Source organism: Nocardia higoensis, from assembly GCF_015477835.1.
In the GTDB taxonomy this organism is placed as follows: Bacteria; Actinomycetota; Actinomycetes; order Mycobacteriales; family Mycobacteriaceae; genus Nocardia; species Nocardia higoensis_A.
In genome coordinates this window covers 49964-68131 of the sequence record NZ_JADLQN010000004.1, presented here as the reverse complement: position 1 = coordinate 68131, position 18168 = coordinate 49964, and the positions used below count along the sequence as shown (strand labels likewise).

At 70.1% G+C, this 18168-nt stretch carries 16 protein-coding genes; 3 read left to right on the top strand and 13 right to left on the bottom strand.

Going from position 1 to position 18168, the window contains the following annotated elements; all coding sequences use genetic code 11:
• Positions 1-13: 13 nt before the first annotated feature.
• The 3 genes from IU449_RS20895 to lepA all read right to left on the bottom strand — a co-directional run bounded on the left by IU449_RS20895 (position 14) and on the right by lepA (position 6027).
• Entirely contained in the window at positions 14-1798 is a 1785-nt protein-coding gene (locus IU449_RS20895) for a dynamin family protein (protein ID WP_195003827.1), read from the bottom strand.
• 74 nt (positions 1799-1872) lie between these two features.
• Entirely contained in the window at positions 1873-3984 is a 2112-nt protein-coding gene (locus IU449_RS20890) for a hypothetical protein (protein ID WP_195003826.1), read from the bottom strand.
• A 147-nt stretch (positions 3985-4131) separates the two neighbouring features.
• A complete protein-coding gene (lepA, locus tag IU449_RS20885) occupies positions 4132-6027 on the bottom strand; it encodes a translation elongation factor 4 (protein ID WP_228805448.1) in 1896 nt (631 codons plus the stop codon).
• A gap of 65 nt (positions 6028-6092) precedes the next feature.
• Between lepA and IU449_RS20880 the strand changes: the two genes are divergently transcribed.
• The gene (locus IU449_RS20880; RefSeq protein WP_195003824.1) at positions 6093-6647 is read left to right on the top strand and encodes a type II toxin-antitoxin system PemK/MazF family toxin; all 555 of its coding nucleotides are present in this window, start codon (positions 6093-6095) and stop codon (positions 6645-6647) included.
• Positions 6648-6694: 47 nt separating this feature from the next.
• Here the strand turns inward: IU449_RS20880 and IU449_RS20875 are convergent, their stop codons facing one another.
• Positions 6695-7579 (bottom strand): aquaporin, encoded by an 885-nt coding sequence (locus IU449_RS20875; protein WP_195003823.1) that lies wholly within the window; start codon positions 7577-7579, stop codon positions 6695-6697.
• Between the two features lie 250 nt (positions 7580-7829).
• Here IU449_RS20875 and rpsT point away from each other — a divergent pair, with 250 nt between their 5' ends.
• Together rpsT and IU449_RS20865 are read left to right on the top strand one after the other, a co-directional pair.
• Positions 7830-8090 carry a 30S ribosomal protein S20 gene (gene rpsT / locus IU449_RS20870; protein WP_195003822.1) on the top strand — a complete coding sequence of 87 codons (261 nt, stop codon included), beginning with the start codon at positions 7830-7832 and terminating at the stop codon, positions 8088-8090.
• Between the two features lie 134 nt (positions 8091-8224).
• Positions 8225-8473, top strand: coding sequence for a hypothetical protein (locus IU449_RS20865; RefSeq protein ID WP_195003821.1), 249 nt, complete (start codon positions 8225-8227; stop codon positions 8471-8473).
• Between the two features lie 187 nt (positions 8474-8660).
• Here IU449_RS20865 and holA read toward each other — a convergent pair whose 3' ends face one another.
• The 9 genes from holA to IU449_RS20820 form a co-directional block, all read right to left on the bottom strand.
• Positions 8661-9632: a DNA polymerase III subunit delta gene (gene holA, locus IU449_RS20860; protein WP_195003820.1), complete on the bottom strand. Its 972-nt coding sequence runs from the start codon at positions 9630-9632 to the stop codon at positions 8661-8663.
• A gap of 10 nt (positions 9633-9642) precedes the next feature.
• Positions 9643-11514, bottom strand: coding sequence for a ComEC/Rec2 family competence protein (locus IU449_RS20855; protein WP_195003819.1), 1872 nt, complete (start codon positions 11512-11514; stop codon positions 9643-9645).
• Between the two features lie 65 nt (positions 11515-11579).
• Positions 11580-12473 (bottom strand): ComEA family DNA-binding protein, encoded by an 894-nt coding sequence (locus tag IU449_RS29190; protein WP_324188355.1) that lies wholly within the window; start codon positions 12471-12473, stop codon positions 11580-11582.
• A gap of 567 nt (positions 12474-13040) precedes the next feature.
• Positions 13041-13883, bottom strand: a complete 843-nt coding sequence (locus IU449_RS20845; protein ID WP_195003818.1) for a DegV family protein — start codon at positions 13881-13883, stop codon at positions 13041-13043.
• Positions 13884-13886: 3 nt separating this feature from the next.
• Entirely contained in the window at positions 13887-14633 is a 747-nt protein-coding gene (gene octT / locus IU449_RS20840; RefSeq protein WP_195004097.1) for a diglucosylglycerate octanoyltransferase, read from the bottom strand.
• 835 nt (positions 14634-15468) lie between these two features.
• Positions 15469-16128, bottom strand: coding sequence for a histidine phosphatase family protein (locus IU449_RS20835; protein ID WP_067861314.1), 660 nt, complete (start codon positions 16126-16128; stop codon positions 15469-15471).
• Positions 16125-16529: a ribosome silencing factor gene (gene rsfS, locus IU449_RS20830; RefSeq protein WP_195003817.1), complete on the bottom strand. Its 405-nt coding sequence runs from the start codon at positions 16527-16529 to the stop codon at positions 16125-16127. The genes IU449_RS20835 and rsfS overlap by 4 nt, the downstream gene beginning before the upstream one ends.
• A gap of 36 nt (positions 16530-16565) precedes the next feature.
• Positions 16566-17207 (bottom strand): nicotinate-nucleotide adenylyltransferase, encoded by a 642-nt coding sequence (nadD, locus tag IU449_RS20825; protein ID WP_228805447.1) that lies wholly within the window; start codon positions 17205-17207, stop codon positions 16566-16568.
• Between the two features lie 11 nt (positions 17208-17218).
• Complete coding sequence (locus tag IU449_RS20820; RefSeq protein WP_195003816.1) at positions 17219-18082, bottom strand: hypothetical protein; 864 nt, start codon at positions 18080-18082, stop codon at positions 17219-17221.
• Positions 18083-18168 lie beyond the last annotated feature (86 nt).

The window sequence follows — 18168 nt, the reverse complement described above, 5'->3', positions numbered from 1 at the left end:
CGGCCGGGAAGGTTCAGGCCGCCATGTCGGTCGCGCGGTCGCGCACGGCGCGCAACTTGACCAGTTGGGAGTTCAGTTCGGCCAGCCGTTCCTCGCGCCGGTCGCCGTACCTGCCGTGCGCCTCCTCGGCCACCCGCAGCGCCTCGTCGACGGTGCGCATCGCTTGACCGGCGATCTCGGTGAAGTGGTCGCGCAGCGAGCGCTGCATGGCGCGCAACCGATTTCGTGACTCCTTGCCGACCTGGAAGATCACGTCGTCCATCAATCGCGCCACCGCGACCTTCGCCTCCGCGCGCCTGCGCAGCTTGCGATTCTTGCGGTCGTCCCAGATCGCGTTGACGCCGAGCAGCACACCCGCGCCCGCCGAATACCAGTTCACCAGCGACATTCCGAGCAGGCTGGTCGCCAGACCCACCATCAGGATGCCGCCGTAGGAACCGCGCAGACCGGACAAGACCTGTTGCGTCACACCGGGATTCGCGCTGTCGAGTTCCTCCAGCGGCGCGACGTGTTCGAGCACCTCGCCGGGATCGCTCAGACGTAGGTCCGGCAGCGGCGGTGGCCGATCGCCCGCGGGGAACTTCGAGGCCACCTGCTCGCACAACTCCACCGAGCGGTAGTGCGCCATGACGAAGTTCTCCTCGATGGCCTCGCAGATACGCGAGTCGAGATCGGCGCCGAACTCTTTCCAGTTGCGCGCCGGATCGGTGCGAGCGATCTCGGCTTCGGCGTCGCGGGCCAGCTTGCGCAGGCGGTGGCGCAGATCGTGTTCGATGTCTGCCATGAGCTCACCCGCGCCGTCGGCCAGCGCGATCTGCCAGTTCGCGGTGCGCTGCCGCAGCTGGTCGGCCTCGTCGCGGGCGATGGTCAGCTGCTGGGTGATCTCGGCGCGCCTGCGCGGATCACGCAAGGACTCGGCCTCGGTGTAGAGCGTGACGGCGAGATTGTCGGCGGTCAACTGGATGTCGCGCAGGGCGGCGTCCCTGGCCACCGCATCGGCTCGTGACACCACTTGGTCGCGCAGGTGGTCGATCAGTTGTGGCACGCCGGATTCCATGTCGCGGCGAATGTCGCCGCGGTGCAGCCGCGCCGAGACCGGGGCCACGGCGAATCCGAGCCCCGCGGCGTCGAGAAGTTCCCGATTCCGCTGTTGCACATGCGTCCAGTGCGGATACAGGTCGATCTTGTTCAGCACGCACACGACCGTCGGACAGAACTGCTGGATGCGCTGCAGGTGATCCAATTGCGCGGCAGACAGTTCCGCCGCGGCTTCGGTCACGTACAGCACGGCGTCGGCGGCGGCGATCATCGACCACTTCACCCGTTCGTCCCCGGTGCCGGGCGCGTCCATCAGGACGATGCCGTCGGCGAGCAACGGGCTCGGCTCGCTCCGCTCGGCACGGACCACGCCCTGCGCGGTGAGCATCGAACGCAGATGCGCCGGATCGACCGGCTGACGCTCGTTACGTCCCGGTCCGACGGCCTTGACCACCGTCGCGGTCGGCGCATTGCCGTATTCGACGATCACCGGCGCACTGAACTCGGCGTCGGTGGCGCTGACCGGCGCTCCGACCAGGCCGTTGACCAGAGTGCTCATGCCGTTCTTCGGTTCGCCGACGACCACCAGACGCACCCGGGGGTCGCCGATCCTGGCGCGGACCATGGTCAGCCGCGCGTCCAGGTCGTCGCGGCCCGCGGATCTGGTCATCTCCCGCAGTTCGTCGAGCATCCGGATGAGCGGTGTCATCGCGGCGGGATGTTTCACCGTTGCCGGCACCAGCCCAGCTGCGGCAGACAAGCCTCCTCCTTACTCCTGCGTGTCGCGCTCGGATCGTTCGATGGGCATGCTCCCCCTGGCCGCGAGTCCCCGGATCAGTACAGCACCGGGTCGAGCCCGGAAGTCCCCACCAGGTGCGGATCCGCGTCCTGGGACCACAGCCCGGAGTCCAGGCCGCTGGACAGTGTCGCATGCTGTGCACTCGCCGCGTAGGTCGAGTAGTGATACGCCTGCGCCCCGTCGTCGCTGATCGGATCCAGACGCACCGGCGGGTTGGCCGGGACGGCGGCGGTCGGCACGGCGACGCTCGGCGCCGTGGGCAGATCCACCGTCGGCTGCGTCGCCCCGCCACCGGGCGCACCCGCGGTGGGCACCGTCTGGGTGGGGATGGTCTGGGTGGGCGCGGGCTGCCCGGTCGGCACGGGCATGGTCTGGCTCGGCACATGCGGGGTCGGTGTCGGCACGTCGGCGCTCGGCACGGTCGCCGACGGTGTGGGCACCGACACCGACGGCGTGGTCGAGGGCTGCGATCCGCTGTCGGGCAGGGTGACGTCGTCCGGGGTGGGAGCCGTGGTGATCGGGGTGCCCGGCAATTTCGTGACGACGCCGGGACCGGTGGTCGGCACCTCGGGGGAGGTCAGGTCGTCGGTCGGCAGCGGCACGCCGGTGGGCGGCGTCGACAGGTCCGGGGTCGGCAGCGTCGGGGTGAGGGTGGGCAGGCCCGGCTCGGTCGTGCCGGGAAGGACGCTTCCGGTGTCGAGGTCGGTGTTGTCCGGAACCGGCACCGGCGGAGGCGTCTTGGCCGGCAGATCGAGCACAGCGGGGATCTCGGCGGCAGGCACGACCAGCGGCGACGGATTGGGCGAGGAGCCGATCACGTTCGCGATCGGGTTCGACGCGGCGTCGGGCTGCACGGTGGTCTGCAGCGGCGTGGCCACCACCGGGGCGGCGGCCGCGGGTGCGGTCGGCGCGGGGGCCGGTGCCGGGGCGGGGGCCGGAGCCACCGGGGCCGCGGCGACGGGAGGCGCGACCTGCGGGGCGGGCGCAGGGGCGGGGGAACTCGCGGGCGCGGGAGCCCCCGCGGCGCCGCCCGCAGGCGTGGCGCCCGCGGCACCAGCGGTCGAGGAAGCACTGCCGGACTGCTCGTTGAGACGATTACCGGTCAGGCCGGGGCGGCTGCCGTCCATCCACTCGGAGATCTTGTCGATCTGCTCGCCGACGTTGTTGCCCGCGGCCGCCTTGACGGTGAGCCCCGCCGAGGCGTCCACCCGGACGTCGGTGGTCAGGTAGACGCCCTCGGGCCCGATTTCGAGATCCACATCGACCTTGGCCCAGATCTGGGCGTAGGCGTCGGTCTCGATCCAGACACCGAAGCCGTCGCCCGCGCCGTCACCGACGCCGTCGAACGGATCCCTGCCCTGGAACGGGTCGAAGCCGCCGTACCAGTCCTCGGCACGAGGGCCCGAATCGGCGGAGGCGTCATCGGATTCGACCTCCCCGGCGGCGGGCGTCGTCGGCAGCAAGGGGTTGACGCCCGGCTCGAACAGATCGTTCAGGCCGGGAACGCCGGAGTCGTAGATGGGCTGATTGCTGCCGTGGCCGGGCAGACCGAAGCCGTCCGGTCGCCACCAGTCCGAGGGATCTTCGTGACCGGGACCGTAGCCGCCGCCGGTGACCGGCACACCGCCGGACCCCTCGGACGGCTCCGGCTCACCGCCGGCGCCGTAGTCGTAGCCATCGCCGTAGCCGCTACCACCGTAGTCCGGGGAGTCACCGGAATCTCGCCAGTACTCGTCGTACTCGGGGTACTCGCCGTAGGACTGCGCGCCCTGCGGCTGTCCGGCCGGGTCGCGCCCGGCCATCGTCACGTCGACCACGGTGGGCGCGTCACCGAAGCCGGGCACGGAGCCGGGCAGCGGTTCGGAGTCGTAGACGAAGCTCGGCACCGGGTCCGGGAAAGTGACCACCGGGCTCGGTACATCCGGCTGGGGATCGCTGTTGTAAGCCCAGCCCGCGTTCCAGCTGTCGAGCTGCTGCTCGTCGGACTGCCCGGAGCTTCCGGCCCCGTGCGAGGCGACCAGCGCGCCGCCGGTGACATAGGCACCCGCCCGCGCCACCCGGGCCACCCCGGTGGCGATCTTGTAGGCGGTGTCGTCTCCGGACGCGGGGACAGCGGTGTCGTCGTCGAAAGGCAGGTCGCGCTTCATAAGTGCTCCACGTCTCGGGATTGCCGGCCATCCTCGCCCGGCCGACCGAGAGAAGATCTCCATACGATATTTCCGCAGGCCCCAGCTGTCACATCTTCGGCACGGGCAGGTGACCACAGTGTGACAAGCGCCACATATACGTGGTCGCTATTTCTTCTCCTTCGGCTTGTCCGCGGCGGCGTCCGAGGAAAGCGCGGCCACGAAAGCCTCCTGCGGAACGTCCACCCGGCCGATGGTCTTCATCCGCTTCTTGCCTTCCTTCTGCTTCTCGAGCAGCTTGCGCTTACGGCTGATGTCACCGCCGTAGCACTTGGCGAGCACGTCTTTGCGGATCGCGCGGATGTTCTCCCTGGCGATGATCTTCGAGCCGATGGCGGCCTGGATCGGCACCTCGAACTGCTGGCGCGGGATCAGCTCGCGCAGCTTGGTCGTCATCTTGTGGCCGTAGGCCTGCGCGGCGTCCTTGTGCACGATCGCCGAGAACGCGTCCACCGCTTCGCCCTGCAGCAAGATGTCGACCTTCACCAGATCCGAGATCTGCTCGCCGGACTCCTCGTAGTCGAGGCTGGCGTAGCCGCGGGTGCGCGACTTGAGCGAGTCGAAGAAGTCGAAGATGATCTCGGCCATCGGCAGGGTGTAACGCAGCTCGACGCGGGTCTCCGAGAGATAGTCCATACCGCCCAGCTCGCCGCGTCGGGCCTGGCACAGCTCCATGATCGAGCCGATGAACTCGCTCGGGGAGATGACGGTGCACTTCACCACCGGCTCGAACACCTTGCGCACCTTGCCCTCCGGCCAGAACGAGGGATTGGTGACGACATGTTCGGAGCCGTCCTCCATCTCCACCCGGTACACCACGTTCGGCGCGGTGGAGATGAGGTCGAGGTCGAATTCGCGCTGCAGGCGCTCGCGGGTGATCTCCATGTGCAGCAGGCCGAGGAAGCCGCAGCGGAAGCCGAAGCCCAGCGCCACCGAGGTCTCCGGGGTGTAACTTAGCGCGGCATCGTTGAGCTGCAGCTTCTCCAGCGCGTCACGCAGATCCGGGTAGTCCGAGCCGTCCACCGGGTACAGACCAGAGTAGACCATCGGCCGCGGCTCGCGGTAGCCGGTGAGCGGATCGGTGGCGCCGTTGCGCGCGGCGGTCACGGTGTCGCCCACCTTGGACTGGCGCACGTCCTTCACGCCCGTGATCAGGTAGCCCACCTCGCCGACGCCCAGACCGGTGGTCGGCTTGGGCTCCGGTGACACGATGCCGATCTCGAGCAGCTCATGGGTCGCGCCGGTGGACATCATCTTGATCTTCTCGCGCGGGGTGAGCTTGCCGTCCACTACGCGCACGTAGGTCACCACGCCACGGTAGGTGTCGTAGACCGAGTCGAAGATCATCGCCCTGGCCGGTGCGTCCGGGTCACCGACCGGCGCGGGCACCTGCTTGATCACCTCGTCGAGCAGCTCCGGCACACCGACGCCGGTCTTGCCGGACACCCGCAGCACATCCGAGGGCTCGCAGCCGACGATGTGGGCCAGCTCGGCGGCGTAGCGATCCGGGTCGGCGGCGGGCAGGTCGATCTTGTTCAGCACCGGGATGATCGTCAGATCCTTCTCCAGCGCCAGATACAGGTTGGCCAGCGTCTGCGCCTCGATGCCCTGCGCGGCGTCGACCAGCAGGATCGCGCCCTCGCACGCTTCCAGCGCACGGGAGACCTCGTAGGTGAAGTCGACGTGCCCCGGGGTGTCGATGAGGTGCATGACGTAGTCGGTATCGCCGACGCGCCACGGCAGGCGCACGTTCTGCGCCTTGATCGTGATGCCGCGCTCACGCTCGATGTCCATCCGGTCCAGGTACTGGGCGCGCATCGCCCGCTCCTCGACCACACCGGTGAGCTGCAGCATCCGATCGGCCAGCGTCGACTTGCCGTGGTCGATGTGCGCGATGATGCAGAAGTTCCGGATCCGCGACGGATCGGTGAACGTCGTGTCGGCGAAGCTGGCGGGCACTGAACTCCTCAGCTGGGTATCGGCAAACTGTCCCCATCGTCCCATGTGCGCGCGGGCCCGATCGCCACCGGTCCCGGGCCCGTGGGGGCGAGCGCCGTTATTCTCCAGAGATGGCGCGTAATTGGAACGCTATCGGCAAGCAGTTGGGCACGATCGCGAAACAACAGGGCCCCCGTATCGCCGCGCAGCAGGGGCCGCGACTGGTCCAGCGCCTGGTCGGCGGCATCACGCAGCGGCGTTCGCCGTCGGCCGCGGCCGGGCGGCCGGCCGCGTCGCTGCCGGTACCGACCGCGCAGCGGGCCAGGCAGATCGTCTACGCACCGCACCTGGACGGGCGCGCCGATCCGGGCGAGATCGTGTGGACCTGGGTGCCCTACGAGGAGGATCCGAGCAACGGCAAGGACCGTCCGGTGCTGGTCGTCGGCCGCGACAAACGGACGCTGCTCGGGCTCATGCTTTCGTCGAACTCCGAGCGCCAGCACGACCGCGACTGGCTGGCCATCGGCACCGGCGACTGGGATCACCAGGGCAGGGCCAGCTGGGTGCGGCTGGACCGGGTGCTCGACGTGCCGGAGGCAGGAATCCGCCGCGAGGGCGCGATTCTGCCCCGCAAGACCTTCGACCTGGTCGCCCACCGGCTCGTCGTCGAATACAACTGGAGCTGATCGCGGCCGGTGCCCCCTGGGTGGCGGCCGGGTCCACCGGACAGGTGTCACTCGTTGCCGGTTCCCTTGGCGTCGGTTCCCTTGCGGTCGATGCCCTCGGTATCGGCGCCCTCGATGTCGACCGCCTCGACGTCGACGAGTTCGGCCTCGACGAGTTCGCGGCGGCGGCCGAACAGCAGGCCGTAGATCAGCGCCCCGAGCACCCCGCCGATCAGCGGGAACACCACGAACGCCCACACCTGAGCGCCCGCGCCGTCCTGGTAGAAGGCGACGCCGAGGCTGCGCGCGGGATTCACCGACGTGTTGTCGACCGGGATCGAGATCAGGTGCAGCACCGCCAGCGTGACACCGATCGACAGGCCGGCCAGGGGAATGTCGGAGATCTGATCGGTGGAGGCGAGCACTACGAAGACCAGGATCGCGGTGAGCAGGACCTCGACGATCACCATCGCCGCGAACCCGTAGCCGTCCTGGACGACGACCTCACCGAGCGGTCCGGTGGCAGCCGAGGGACTGTGCGGCCCCCATCCGTTGGCGCCGAGCCCGTCGGCCGCGCGGTCGTAGGAGGGCAGATTCTTCGCCAGCGCAAACAACACCAGACCGGCGAGGAATGCTCCGATCAGCTGGGCCACCACGTAGCCCGCCGCGTTCACCGCCGACACCCGTCCCATCACGAGCTGACCGACGGTGACCGCCGGATTGACGTGGCACCCCGACAGCGGGCCGATCGCGTAGACCAGGAACATCAGGGTGAAACCGAAGGCCAGCGCGACACCGAGCGCACCGACCCGGTCACCCGCCAGCACCGCTGTGCCGACACCGCCCATCACCAGGACGAAGGTGCCGAATCCCTCCGCCGCCCACTTCTTGCCGTCGGGAATCGGCCGGTTCTCGGCGAATTCCTCCACTACTTCCTGCGCCGTCGGAGACATACAGACACACCTTCCGCCATCTCGGGGTTTGCTGCCGCTGTGCCAGACGAGGTATTGCCGGAACGATCCTGTCTGGAAAGCTACGCCAGGCGGGTGCCTGGAACAATGACCCCCGACCGGAGGCGATTTCGTGTGCCGGGTCGAGGCTGGTACCCTCGACATTCGGCATGGCGTGACCCGATTTTCCGGAGTTTCGCCTTCGCGAGACTTCTCAAGCAACCATTCAGCGACAGGAACACGAGGAACAGGCGTGGCCAACATCAAGTCCCAGGTGAAGCGGATTCGTACCAACGAGGAGGCGCGCAAGCGCAACCAGTCGGTCAAGTCCGCGCTGCGCACCGCGATCCGCAGCTTCCGTGAAGCCGCAGCGGCCGGCGACAAGGACAAGGCCACCGAGCGCCTGCAGTTCGTGAGCCGCAAGCTGGACAAGGCCGCCTCGAAGGGCGTTATCCACGCCAACCAGGCCGCCAACAAGAAGTCGGCGCTCGCGCTGGCCCTGAACAAGCTCTGACATCTCGGTCCCGCACGCCGGGACCAGCTTTCGCTGACGCAGCCGCCGCGGCCTCGACGACCACGGCGGCTTTTGTCGTGCCCGCCCGTCGACCGATCCGACGTCTGTCACCGCGGACGGTTACCATTCCGCGCATGGTAACCGTCTACGCGAATCAGACCGTGGTCAGAGCAGAGGATCTGCCGGACGTGATCCGGGCCGCCGAGGTACTCGGAATCGGCCTGCGCATCGAGAACGTCATGGTTCCCGATGACGAGGGCGTCTACACGGCCGAATGGATCGTCACGCGGGAGGACGAGATCCCGGTGTACGACGAGTGGGAGGGCCGTTTCGACGAGTCCGACACCGACGAGGAACTGGTGATCGCCGCCACCGTCGAGTGATCAGCCGCCGGTCAGCGGCCGTCGTACGCGAGCGGCGCTCTCGGCGCACCCGGTGGGTAGTAATCCGGTGGGAGTCCGTTGTCACGGGCTCCCACTTCTCGTCTTCGGGTCCGGTCTGTCGACCGGTGGATGGATACCTCGAGGAGTCGACGGCCGTCGGTCGCGACGCCGAGATCAGGGGGTTCGATCAGTGGGTGGCCCGCAGGTCCAGAATGCGTCCGAGGGCGTTTTCGAGGGCGTAGCCGGAGTCTGCCGCCCCGCCCTTCACCTCGGCGTTCAGGCCGGCCACGATCTGCAGGGCCGCGCCGATGGTGGCCGGGGTCCATCCCCGAGCCTGTGCCTGCGCCTTCTTCACCTTCCACGGCGGCATACCGAGTTGCTGCGCGAGCGCGAACGGATCGCCCCGGCCCGCCGACCCCACCCGCGCGATGGTGTGCACGGAATCGGCGAGCGCGTCGGCGAGCAGCACATGCGCTACGCCGCGGTCGGTGGCCCACCGCAATGCCTCCATGGCCGCCGACCGGTCGCCGGTCACCGCGAGTTCGGCCACCTCGAATCCGGTGACTTCCGCTTTGCCCGAGTAGTAGCGCCGCACCGCGCCGACGTCGACCTTGCCGCCGGTGTCGGCCACCAGCTGTGAACAGGCGGCGGCCAGTTCGCGCAATTCCGAACCCACCGATTCCAGCAGCGCCTGTACCACATCGCCGGAGGCCCGGACTCCGGCCGCGCGGAACTCCGCGCGCACGAACTCGACCCGCTCGGCGGCTTTGGTCAGCTTGGCGCAGTGGTGCACCACCGCCCCCGCCTTCTGCAGCGCGGGCACCATCGCCTTGGCCCGGCCGCCGCCGGAATGCAGCACCACCAGCACGACTCCGTCCGGGGGATCCTTCGCCGCGTCGGCGATCAGCCCGGCCGCTTCCTTGCCCGCCTCGGCAGCGGACTCGAGGACGATCACCCTGTCCTCGGCGAACAGTGAGGGACTCAGCAGCTCGGCCAGCTCCGCCGTACCGGCATCGCCGGCACGCCGCCGATCCACGGGCACCGCGTCAGGGTCCGGCGCGACCGCCCGAACCCCGGAGACGATCGAGGTCACCGCACGCTCGATCAGCAACTCCTCCTCACCGAGGACAAGGTGTACCGACGCCGGCCGTTCGCTCATCCGGCCGATCCTACGGACCCCGGCCCGGAGCCCGGAACCGAGCGGCGCAAACGCCGCCGCGGCGGCCCGCGGCGGCCGTGGCGTTCCCGACACCGCCGTGCTCGCCGCCGAACGAACCCAGCCCACAGCCGCGTCGACCGGTCGGCGCGCGCGAACGAAACAGCAACACCACGAAGAGTGCGACGGCCGCGGCACCGATCCCACCCACGGTCCCGTCCGGCACGTCGATCGCCGCTCCCGGCAGGGCCGAGGCGCGGTCGGCGACAGTCAGCAACCACCACATCGGCGCTGCCGCCAGATGCAGGACCGCCTGCCCGAGCGGTTGCCACAGCCACGCGACGGCGGCAGCGAGGGCACCGATCACGGTGATGGGCGCGACCACCGGCGCCACCAGGACGTTCGCCGCGATCGCGACCACACTGACCCGCCCGGTCAACGCCACCATGATCGGCGCGGTGACCGTGAACGCGGCGGCCGACACCGCGACGAGTTCGGCGGGCAGCCGCCACCACCCGCGGTCCCGAAGCCGGTCCGACCAGCCCGGCGCGAGCAGGATCAGCCCGCCTGTCGCCAACACCGACAACGCGAAGCCCGCGCTCACCGCCAGTTCCGGCCAGATCAGCAGCACGCCGACGACGGCGGCGCACAACGCGGGCAGCGCCTGTCGTCGTCGGCCCGTCAGCAAGGCGAGCAACGTCACCGCTCCCATCGCCGCGGCGCGTAGCACGCTCGGATCGGGCCGCGCGATCACCACGAACATCGCCATCGCGCCGGCCGCGACACCCACCGAAGCCCGCGGGCCCAATGTCAGCCTGCGAGCGCCGGCCAGCACCGTTGTCCCCACGATCGCGAAATTGGCGCCGCTGACCACACACAGATGCTGCAATCCCGCGATCTCGAACTCCTCGCGCACCGAATCCGCCAGCCCGGCGGTGTCCCCGACCACCAACGCGGGCAGCAGCCCGGCCGCCTCCTCCGGCAGCGACCGCACCGCCGCCGTCCGCAGATCGGCGCGCACCACCCCGGCGACCCGCTGCCACCACGGCAGTGGCCCCGCGATCACGGGCTCCCCCTCGGCGCGCAGGACCGCCACCGTCAGATCCCGCCGATCGGGTGGGCTGACCCGGGCATCGAACGTGATCGGTTGCCCCGGCGACAGCGCGGCCCAGCCGGAGCCACCGGCGAGGACCACGACCGCTCCGCCACCGCGCGTGAGGACCCCACCGCGCCGAAACTCCCGCAGCTCGGCCCGCACCACCCAGCGTTGCCCGCCGAACGACGTGCCGCGCAGCGGTTTCGGATCACCGCTCGGTGTCACGGTGACCTCGATCCGCGCCTTCTCCCCCATGTCCCCCAACGGATGGAGATCCACCTGATACCCCCGCAACCCCGCCGACAGCGCGAATCCGAGCGTCAGCCCCGACGCCGCGACCACCACCGTCACCCAGGTCCGATGCCGCCGTGCCGGACCCCCGATCCCCCATGACCGCAACGGTTCTGCCCACGACTCGGTATCACCGCGCGACCTCGCCCCGGTGCCGCCGTGCGAGGACAGCATCGCCGACCGATCACCCAGCCGGATCACGCGCCCCACCCACCCCGCGATCGCGGTCCCGCCGCTGGGCTCAGGCCCGCCTGCGGCCTGCGCCCACGATCTCCCCCAGACCACCATGCCGGTGACCGAAACCACCACGGCGACAACGACGCCGATCGGCCATCCGCCGCGGATCACCACCAGTGTCGTGATCCAGCAGCACAAGGCGGCAGGCAGCAGCCGTGCGTCGAGCCTGTCCTTCGAGTCTCGACGTTCCCCGGCGACGGTGTCTCGGATGCGGCGGAGAAACACTTCGACCGTCGTCGCGAACGGGTGGGCATGTCGCATCCGCCACCTCGGCACCGGCGTGACGCCGCACGTCGGCCGAGGCCACCGCCTGGTCCCCCGAGGCGTCATACCGTCACCAGGTCTCGCAGACGCGCGAGTCGGGCGGGGCCGATGCCGTCGACTTCGGCGAGCTGGTCGACCGAGGTGAAGCGGCCGTTCGCGGTGCGCCAGTTCAGGATTGCGCGGGCGGTCACCGGACCGACGCCGGGCAGGGCGTCGAGTTGCGTCTCGGTCGCGGCGTTGAGATCCACTCTGCCGGTCGGCCCGGTGTCCGGTGTGATGTCCGCCGAGCCCGGCATCGTCGCGGACCCGCTGGTGGTGCCGCTGCCCAGCTGGGATGATCCGTCCGGCCGGGCGGCGCCGACGAGGATCTGATCGCCGTCTCGTACCCGCTGCGCCAGGTTGAGTCCGGTCAGGTCGGCCCCCTCGCGCGCGCCTCCCGCTGCGGCGAGGGCGTCGGCGACGCGGGCTCCGGCGGGAAGCCGGACCAGTCCGCCACGGTGGACCAGCCCGACGACACTGACCACGACTTCGCCGGGCGCGTCCAGTCGTACCTGTGCGGAGGCGCCGGCTTCCGCGGGCTGTGTCACGGTCGAGGGCGCGCCCGGCCCCACGGTCGTGGTCTGTACCGCGGCGAGCGGCGGGACGGGATAGGAAACCGGTCGCTCGCGCATGACGACGAACACCGTGACCACCACCGCGATCACGCCGACGACCACCAGGGTGAGCGCCCCACGGCGGCCCGGATCGATCCGCGCGCCCCCGAATCGGTTGGTCGGCACATCGTCGTCGCCGTCGGGATCGGGCCTGTCGCGCAACCAGTCCGGCGTTCCGACATCGGCCACGCCGTCGGCGTCGGCGACGGCCGAAGGCGCCCGGACATCATCGACGGCGACGGCTCGACGCTGTCGTCGGGCGCGTGCCGCCGAACGCGCTTCGACCGAGCCGTCCGGAGACACCGGATCCGACGACCGCGGAACCGAATGCGGTTCCGCTACCGCATCTGTCGACGCGGGATCGGCCGGCGGCGCGGTGCCCGGCCCCGAGTCCGCAGACAACTCGGGACTCCGTGCCTGCCCGAGCCGCGTCACCTTGCCCGGCAGCGACGCGGAATCCGCTGTGTACGTGCCGTTTCCGACTTCCGCGACCGCCGGGTCCCGCGCATCCGGATCGTCCGGCAGACGCTCGAGATGCCACCGCGACGTCACGTGGGGAGAGGAATCCCTCGGCCCGACCGGAAAGTCGCGGCCTGCCGCCTCGTCGGCCGGACGCCGGGGCATCCGGTCCGTACGCCCGGCCACCGCAGGTCTGCCCGATGCGAGCACCGCGGCGCGGCTCGCGCTCACCTGGTCGGACAACACCCCCAGCCGACGGCGCCGCCGCTCGCGTTCGTCATATCGCACCATGTCGGCGAGAGTAGGTACGACGGTCCTCGCGAACGGTTCGCCGACCTGGGAGTTCATCCATGCTGGGGATAACCCTCAGGCTGTGGAGAAGTAGACCCCGGCCGCCTGGGAACGGACCGCTCACCCGCATCCGCCGGGCACGACCAGCACTCCGACCGCACCGAGACCGAGGTGCACGCCGAGCACGGGTCCGAACTCCGCCACGATGAGTTCTTCGACGCCGGGAACCCGCTCGCGCAGCTGGTTCGCGATGTTCTCGGCGGTGTCGGCGGCGCCGAGGTGCTGCACGGCGATGGCGGCGCCGTCCGCGCCCGCCGCTTCGACCGCGGCGGCGACCAGGCGGGCGTGGGCTTTGGAGCGGGTGCGGGCTTTTTCCCGCAGTTCCAGCCGGCCTTCGACGATCTGCAGGATCGGTTTGGTCACCAGTTCGCTGCCGAAGAACGAGGCCGCGGTGCTCAACCGACCGCCACGGCGCAACTGCTCGGTGCGGTTGACCAGGATGAACGTCCGTGCCCTGGTCGAGGCGGTGACCGCGGCCTCGTAGACCTCGTCCAGCGTCGCGCCCCGCGCCGCGGAGCGGGCCGCGGCCAAGGTCGGCAGGCCGGTGGCCAGCCCCGCGCCCAGGGAGTCGACCAGGCGGATGTTCTCGCCGGAGCCGATATCTCGAACGGCCTGCCTGCCGGCTTCCCAGGTGGCCGAGAGCTGGCGGGACAGGTGCACGGCCACCACGCCGTCGCCACCGCTGCGTGCCAGGGCGTGCTCGTAGACCGCACGGATCTCGCCGGGCGAGGCCGCCGAGGTGGTCACCGTGTCGGAGCTGTAGTCGATCTCGACGGGGTCGACACCATCCCGGATCGCGCGGTCACCGACCAGCACGTGCAACGGGACCACGACGATGCCGAGCTCGTCCACCGTTGCGGTGGGCAGGCCGGCCGACGAATCGGTGACGACCACGACGGCCACGGACTACCGAACCTCCTGCAAGGTCTTCACCATCGCGTTCGCGACCGCGGTGTGACCGTCCCACCCCCAGTGGATGCCGTCGGGGTTGGCCTCGCCGGAGAAGATGTTCTCCCGCACCGCTTCCGCGAGATCCACCAGCGGCACCGAGGTCTTCTCCGACCACGCGCGCAACGCCTTCTCCGCACGCGGACGACCGGAGTGCACCCGCCCGTAGGCGTCGCAGTTGTGCACCGAGGGCAGCACCGCGATCACCGGCAGATCAGGACGCAGCTGGGTGATCGCCTGCCGCGACTGCTCCAGGTAGTCGACGCTCAGCCGCGGCGGCAATGCCACCGGACGGCCCAGCTTGGACAGCTTGGGCTGGCACCAGTTGTAGACGTTGCGTACCACCCGGCGCAGCCCGGGCGGGCGGATGTAGCGGATCAGCTCCCGCAGCGCGGTCGGCAGCGGCGAGGGCAGCGTGTCCATGCCGCCGACCGCGAACACCACTGCCGACGCCTTCGGTACCGCCGCCCAGATCCGGGGATCGCCGATGAGTGCCCAGTAGGCATCACGGCTGGTCCAGCCGATCCGGCCGACCAGCTCGACATCCCAATCCAGCTCGGCACCGACCAGATTCGGCCAGATCCGCGGATGGTCGGCGGGCAGTCCGCCCTTGGGACCGAAGTAGGCCAGTGAGTCGGCGATGACGATCAACACCGGACGCTGGGCGTTGTCGGCCGGCACAGGCGCCGGCTCCGCGGCGGCCACCTGCGACAACGATGCGGCAGTGACGCCCGCATCGGGTGCGCCGGTCTGCTCGCCCGCCTCCCGCGCGGCCTCACCGGTCACCGCGGTGTCGGCCGCGGGATCACCTGCCTGCCCATCGGCGGAGGGAACGTTCACCGCGGTCGCGGCGGCGCCGGGATTCCTTTCGGCGACCTCATCGAGGACGACGGCGTTCGCCTCGGAGTCCTCGGCGGCGCCGGGGTCGGCCGCAGCGTCCGCTCCTGTCGAGAGCGAATCCGGATCGGCGCCGAGAGCGTCGTCGGTTCCGGCGGGCCCGACTTCGGCAGCCGCACCCGTCGAATCCGCCACGCCTGCGCCGGCGCCGCCGAGGTCCTCGGCGGCATCCGCCGCCACGGAATCCTGTGCGGACTCGGTGGCGGACACCGGATCCGCGGCGGCTTCCCGCCCGGCGGAATCGACACTCGCCTCGGCGACCCGAGACTCACCGACACCATCGGACTCGATCTCGCGTGCCGCCACGGGCTCGGCCGCCGACGCCTCGGCGTCCGATTCGGCTTCCTCGTCCTCGGAACCGGACACCGCGACAGGCGAACTGGGGAAAGGACCACCGAAAAGCAGGTCGGGCAACTGCCGTTCGGCCTTGGCCGACACCTTCTGCTTGAACAGCTCGTCCGGCACCGACGGTGCCTCCTCGGCCGCCGGGCGCGGAAGCCCCTTCGCCGCGGACGTCTCGTCCTCGGCCACCGGATCCGCCGCCGCGGCGGGTGGTCCGCCGAAAAGCGCATCGGGCAGTCGTCGTTCCGGTCTGGCGCTCACCTTCCGGAACAGTTCGTCCGGCACCGACCGGTCGGGCTCATCAGAGGACATCGGGTGCTACCTTCGCCGCTGCGTTCCACACATCGAGACGCCAGCCGGGCTGGTCGATGCCTGGACCGTGGCTGCTCAGTTGCACCCAGCTGGTATTGGCCAGTCCACCGAGGATCGGCCAGTTCTGCGGCGGCAGTTCGAGCAGCGCGGCCGTCAAGGCGGCGATCAGCCCGCCGTGCGCCACCAGGATGATAGTCCCGCCGGGCCAATCCTGCCGCTCGTTGTACAACTCCTGGACCACGGGCAGCGCCCGCGCGCCGACCTCGAGCTTGCTCTCCCCACCGGGCGGGCGATAGGTGGCGTCCAGTCGCCATGCCACCCGCGCGCCAGGTGCCTGAGCGTCGACGTCGATGTGCGTCAGTCCCTGCCAGTCGCCGAGATGGGTCTCGCGCAGGCGCGGATCCACGGTGATGGGCACGTCGATGTGCTCGGTGAACGCGAGTGCGGTGTCGTGGGCGCGACGCAGGTCCGAGGTCACGATGGCGAGGGCGTTACGCGAAACGAGTTCGCGGGCGGCTTCTTTCGCCTGCCGACGCCCCAGCTCGGTGAGGTCGGTGTCGATCTGGCCTTGCATGCGATCGGAGGCGTTCCACTCCGTCTGCCCGTGCCGCAGCAGGATCAGCGTGCGGACGCCGGCGTACTTGTTCACGCGTCGTTTTCTCCCTCGGCGACCGCCTCCGGTCGCGGCCCACCGACACCCTCGACAGGCAGGACCGGGCAGTCCTTCCAGAGCCGTTCCAATGCATAGAAATTGCGCTCGTCGTTGTGCTGGATGTGCACGACGACGTCGACGTAGTCCAGCAGCGCCCAGCGCCCTTCGCGGGTGCCCTCCCGGCGCACGGGCCGGTGCCCGACCGCGCGCAGCTTCTCCTCGACATTGTCGACGATGGCGTTGACCTGGCGCTCGTTCGGCGCCGAGGCGATGATGAAGCAGTCGGTGATCACCAGTTGCTCGGAGACGTCGAGCACGACCACGTCGGTGGCCAGCTTCTCGTCGGCCGCGCGGGCCGCCACTTCGGCCATCGCGATCGCTTCGGCGGACGCGCTCACCCGCTCACCTCCGGGCGGTACTCGTTCTCGTTCAACTCAGCTACCCTCCGCTGACTCCGGCACGTACAGGTGCCGCTTCGATATGTACTGCACCACGCCGTCCGGGACGAGGTACCAGACCGGCCGCTTCTGCGCGGCTCGGCGACGGCACTCGCTCGAGGAGATCGCCAGCGCCGGGATTTCGAGCATCGTCACCGCATCGGCAGGAAGCTCACGCAGGTGTTCCTCGAGATGATCGGTGTTCAGTTCGTAGCCCGGACGGCTCACCCCGACGAACTTGGCCAGTTCGAACAGTTCGGCCCAATCCTGCCACGACAGGATGTTCGCCAGTGCGTCCGCACCCGTGATGAAGTACAGCTGCGCATCCGGGTACTGCGCCTTCATCTCGCGCAGGGTGTCCACGGTGTAGGTGACCTTCCCGCGGTCGATGTCGGCGCGACTGACCGAGAACCGGGGGTTGGAGGCGGTCGCGATGACCGTCATGAGGTATCTGTCCTCGGCCGGACTGACCGTCTTGTGCGCCTTCTGCCACGGCTGCCCGGTGGGGACGAAGATCACTTCGTCCAGATCGAACCGGTGCGCGACCTCGCTGGCGGCGACCAGATGTCCGTGGTGGACGGGATCGAACGTGCCGCCCATCACGCCCAGCTTGCGGCCACCCGTCCCTGTCTCGTGCATGAGAAGCGAGCTTACTGCGACCTGGAATCGAGCATGTCGGTGAGCTGGCGGCGGGTGTGGTCGAGCTCGTTGGCGATCTCCCGGCTGGGCTGCCTCTCGGCGCGCTCCTGCAATTCCGCCAGCAGGCTGCGCAGCGCCTCGATGCTGGGCCCGCGCAGTTCGCCGGTCGGAGCCGCCCAGAACCGCAGCCAGGCCGCCGAGCGCAGGCAGCGGGCGCGGGGGCCGGTGCGGCCGAGCTCGCCCCACAACTCGGCCGCGCGCAGATAGGCGAGCGCGGCCGGGCCGTCGGCGCCGCAGGCATCCAGCGCCGAGGCCGCCGACCACGTGAGCTCGGCGCGCAGTTCCCGCTGGTCGGCGTGTCCGCGGATCGCGTGCGCGGCCGCGAGGTATTGCCGAGCCGCCCCGCGATGATCGCTCAGCAATCGCAGCGAACGGCCGTACTGGCCGCGCAACACCGCCATCTCGGGGACCGGGTAGGGCGCGGCCTTCGCGAGGGCGCGGGCGAACAGCTCGGCGGCACGGGCATGGCGGCCCGCGCGGTGCAGGGCGCGAGCGGCCACGAAGACCAGGTGGGTGGCGGTGTCGCCGGACAACTCCTCCCAGTGTCGTGCGGCGTCGAGCGCCACCTCGGCGAGTTCGGCCTCGCGATCGGGCGCACCGGACAGCGCCGTGACCAGCTGCGCGTGCAGTCGTGCGATCTGTTCCTCGGACAGGACCCCCGTGCCCGCGGCCAGCGCCGCGCGCAGATACCCTTCGGCCTCCGTGGGCGCGCTCAGCAGACTGCCCGCGGCCAGTTCCCCGAGCCGTGTCGCCTCCTCGGCCGGACCGGGGTCCGGGTCGGTCGATGTCACGCCGTCGGGCGTCGTACTCCCCATGGCGGCGAATGCTGGAGGGCGCCACCAACGAACCGCTTAACAAATCCTGAAGGCGGGCACGACGAAGCCACCGAGGCTCGGGCGAT